The organism is Spirillospora sp. NPDC049652 (genome assembly GCF_040675125.1).
Lineage (GTDB): Bacteria > Actinomycetota > Actinomycetes > Streptosporangiales > Streptosporangiaceae > Spirillospora.
In genome coordinates this window covers 1-3,433 of record NZ_JBFAOF010000796.1, presented here as the reverse complement: position 1 = coordinate 3,433, position 3,433 = coordinate 1, and the positions used below count along the sequence as shown (strand labels likewise).

Genomic DNA, 3,433 nt, shown 5'->3' with positions numbered 1-3,433 from the left:
GGCCGAGCCCGCCGGAACCGCTCCGCCGCCGCGCAGCGAGCCCGGCACCGTCGTGGCGATCATGTCCGAGACCAAGCGCGGCGGACGCTGGCTGGTCGAGGCGCAGACCGACGCCAACGCCCTGCTCGGCAAGGTCATGCTGGACCTTCGGCAGGCGGTGCTGTCCCAGCGCGAGGTGACGATCAACTGCACCTGCGTGCTCGGCGAGATCGAGATCGTCGTCCCGCCCGGCGTGCGGGTCGCCAACGCCGCCTCGGCGGTCCTCGGCGAGGCGTCCGTGCCGCTCGACGATCCCGAGGACCCCGATCCACCGACCGTCCGGATCACCGGGTTCACCCTGCTCGGCAAGATCGGCGTGGTGCGCCGCGAGGTCGGGGAGCTCACCCTCTCCGAGCGCGTGAAGGCGCTCACCGGGGAACAGGTGAACGCCCGGCTCCTCGGCCGCGAGCACCGGCACACCCACCGGCAGATCCACGAGGGCCACCGCCGCGCGGTCGACGCGGTCCGCGAGGAGCGGCGCCGGATCCGCGACGAGCGCCGCGACCACCTGCGCGCCCTCCGCGACGAACGCCGCCGCGGCCGTTACTGACCCTCCGCCCGGACGGCCGGCCCGCTCCGGGACGGCCGTCCGCCGGCACCGGTGGCGCTCGTCTTCACCCGTGTCCTGAACAGGTCGGGTTCGCATTGCGCGAGCACCGGCGTGCCGACGAATGTCGGTGCCGTCCCGGATGATGCCGTTGGCACGACCCGGTGGACGACGACGGCCCGCAGAACCCGGAGCCTCATCGTCTCGGGCGTGGAAGCCGGACCCGATCCGCGGGACGAGCAAAACGGAGGAGCCAGCCACCATGGAGCCGCAGGAGATCACCGAGGTACTGAACCGGCCGCTCAGCCGGGAACTGCTGGACCGCGACGTGGCCCGCCTCGCCTACGTCGCCAAGGACGGCACCCCGCGCAACATCCCGATCATCTTCGCGTGGAACGGCGCGGAGGTCGTCATGTGCACCCCGAAGAACGCTCCGAAGCTCCAGGCGCTGCGCGAGAACCCGATGGTCGCGCTGACCGTCGACACCGAGTCGCACCCGCCCCAGATCCTGCTGATCCGCGGACGGGCCGAACTGGACTACGTCGACGGCATCCCGGACGAGTACCTCCAGACGACCAGCACCTACGAGATGACGCCCGAGCAGCGCGTCGAGTGGGAGGCCGAGGTGCGCTCGCTCTACACCGACGGCATGGTCCGGATCGTCGTCACCCCGACCTGGGCGAAGCTCATCGACTTCGAGACGACCCTCCCGACCGCCGTCGAGGAGCTCGTCCGCAGGCGCCAGGAGCGCCAGGCCACCTGACGCGTCCGAGACGCGTCGCCGGCCCCGGTCCCGCGTCCCCGCGTTTCGCGGAGACGGCAGAACGGCCGCCCTGCTTCGGGGCGGCCGTTCTCGTTGCTGCGGGTGGACGTGCGGGGGCGTCAGTCGCGGGCGTGCTCGCGGTCGGGCTGGCAGACCAGGCACGGGGTGCAGCCGCGCTCCTTGGCCTCGCTGCGCGGCAGGGACTCCAGGTCCTCGGCGTCGTCGCCGATGTCCTCGATCAGCGCGCAGTCGGGACGGTGGTAGCGCTTGGTGCCGCTGAGGATGCGCACCTGCGGCTCCTCCTCGGCGGCGGCCCGCTCGCCCTCGGCGTCCTCGGCCCGCTCGGCGCGCTCGTCCTGCTCGTCTTCGTCCGCGGAGGCGGGAGTACCGGCGCCCTCGGTCTCGGTCTCGTCCGCCGCTTCGGCCTCGGCCTTCTTCTCGGCGGCCTCGGCCTGCTTGTCGGCGGGCTCCTCGGCCTGCTCGTCCTCGTCGGAGGACTCGCGCGGACGCGGCGGAGCGGCGCTCACCGCGGCCGGCTCCCCGCCCTTCTCAGCCTCGCCCTTCTCGGGCTCCACGGACTCCACCGGCTCGGTCTCGGCGGACTTCGCCTTCGCGGGCTCGTCCTCGGCGGCGGGCTCCTCGACGGGAGCCGCAGTCGCCTTCTCGGCGGACGGGGTCGCCGGGACGGCCTTCTCCTCCGCGTCCAGCACGGTGTCCGCGCTGTCGGCGTCTGAGGGCTTCTCGTCGGCGCGGTCCCGCTCCGGAGCGGTTTCGGGCTCGGTCGTGGACGCGGCCTTGCGCTCGGCCTTGGGCTCGGGTTCGGCCTCGGGCTTCGAGACCGGGACCGGGATGTCGGTCAGCGTCGGCGACGCGGGCGGGGCCCCGGTCACCGGAAGATCGGGAAGCGTGACGTCGCCGCGGCCGGACGGCGCGGGCGGCGTGCTCGCGGACGGCGGCGCGGCCGGAGTCGGCCACGCGGACGGCACCGTCGGCGCGGACGGGGAGCCGGACTTCGACGGCGCGGACGGCGCGGCGGCAGCGGGCGGCGCGGACGGGGACGCTGCGGACGCCGCGGGGCCCGAGGGGGCACCGGACGGAGCGTCGCCCTTCTTCGCGCCGGACTCACCGGCCGCGGAGCCTGCGCCGGCGGACGGGGCGCCGACGGAGATCGCGGCGCGCGCCGCGAGGGCCGTGTCGGGCAGGCAGGCGGTGCAGGGGCTGAAGCCCTCTTCGCGGGCCTCGGCGTAGGTCAGTTCCTCGGTCTCCCGGCCGGCGAGCTGGCGGCAGGTGTCGAGGTGGTAGCGCTTGCGGCCGCGCACGACATGGACGATCGCGTCGTCCGGAACGTCCATGGGCTGCAGCGGGATCACGACCGCGTCGTCCGGGTCGCCGTCACCGGCCTGGCTCGCGGCGCCCGGCACGGTGGCCTGGCCCGCGGCCTTGTTCTTCTTGCCCTTGCCCTTGGCGGCCTTGCGGTCGCGGCGGGGGGACGCCGCGGGACCGGTCCCGAAGATCTCCTTGCGCCGCAGGAACACCCCGAGGAGCAGGAAGAGCGCCGCCACGAGGCTGATCGCGATGGACGAGTAGATCACCACGATGGCGTCCACGCCGAACACCTGCGCACTGTCACCGTTGCCCGCGACGATTCCCGCCACGAGCAGGGCGATCGCCACCACCACGAGTACGCCGCTCAGGATGATCACAGGGTCTCTCTCTCCCTACGTGCCGCGTCCCGGGCCGCGTCAGGCCCGGCGGACACCGCCGAATGTGCCCGGATACGCCGATGCCGCCGGGATGGCCCTCGGCCATCCGCGGCGCGGCGATCGACAAGACACTATCGCCTGCGGGGCGGGCGTCAGCGCCTCTCGTGCGGCGGGTTGTCACCGGTGTGGAAGGCGCCGGTCGCCGAGTGCTGGACCTGCTGGTGGGGCTGGGAGGCCTCGGGGGATCCGAAGGGGGAGTTCCCAGGCTGGGAGGACGCGCCGTTGCGCTGGTCGGCGGAGGGGGCGGCGATCGGCTGCGGGCCGGTCTGCGCGGGAACTGCCGGACGGCCTCGTCCGGACGCAGGACGCGGGCGAACTGCC

At 74.0% G+C, this 3,433-nt stretch carries 3 protein-coding genes and 1 pseudogene; 2 read left to right on the top strand and 2 right to left on the bottom strand.

All coding sequences use genetic code 11. The annotated features are described in order from the left end of the window. Positions 1-589 (top strand): LiaF domain-containing protein (locus AB0J52_RS32785; protein ID WP_500186720.1); only part of this gene is annotated, 589 nt, incomplete at its 5' end. Positions 590-848: 259 nt separating this feature from the next. After that, positions 849-1,349: a pyridoxamine 5'-phosphate oxidase family protein gene (locus AB0J52_RS32780; RefSeq protein WP_500186719.1), complete on the top strand. Its 501-nt coding sequence runs from the start codon at positions 849-851 to the stop codon at positions 1,347-1,349. Positions 1,350-1,468: 119 nt separating this feature from the next. Here AB0J52_RS32780 and AB0J52_RS32775 read toward each other — a convergent pair whose 3' ends face one another. Both AB0J52_RS32775 and AB0J52_RS32770 read right to left on the bottom strand, forming a co-directional pair. After that, complete coding sequence (locus tag AB0J52_RS32775) at positions 1,469-3,052, bottom strand: hypothetical protein (RefSeq protein ID WP_500186718.1); 1,584 nt, start codon at positions 3,050-3,052, stop codon at positions 1,469-1,471. 152 nt (positions 3,053-3,204) lie between these two features. Beyond that, positions 3,205-3,433: pseudogene (locus tag AB0J52_RS32770) on the bottom strand (DivIVA domain-containing protein); the annotation flags it as partial.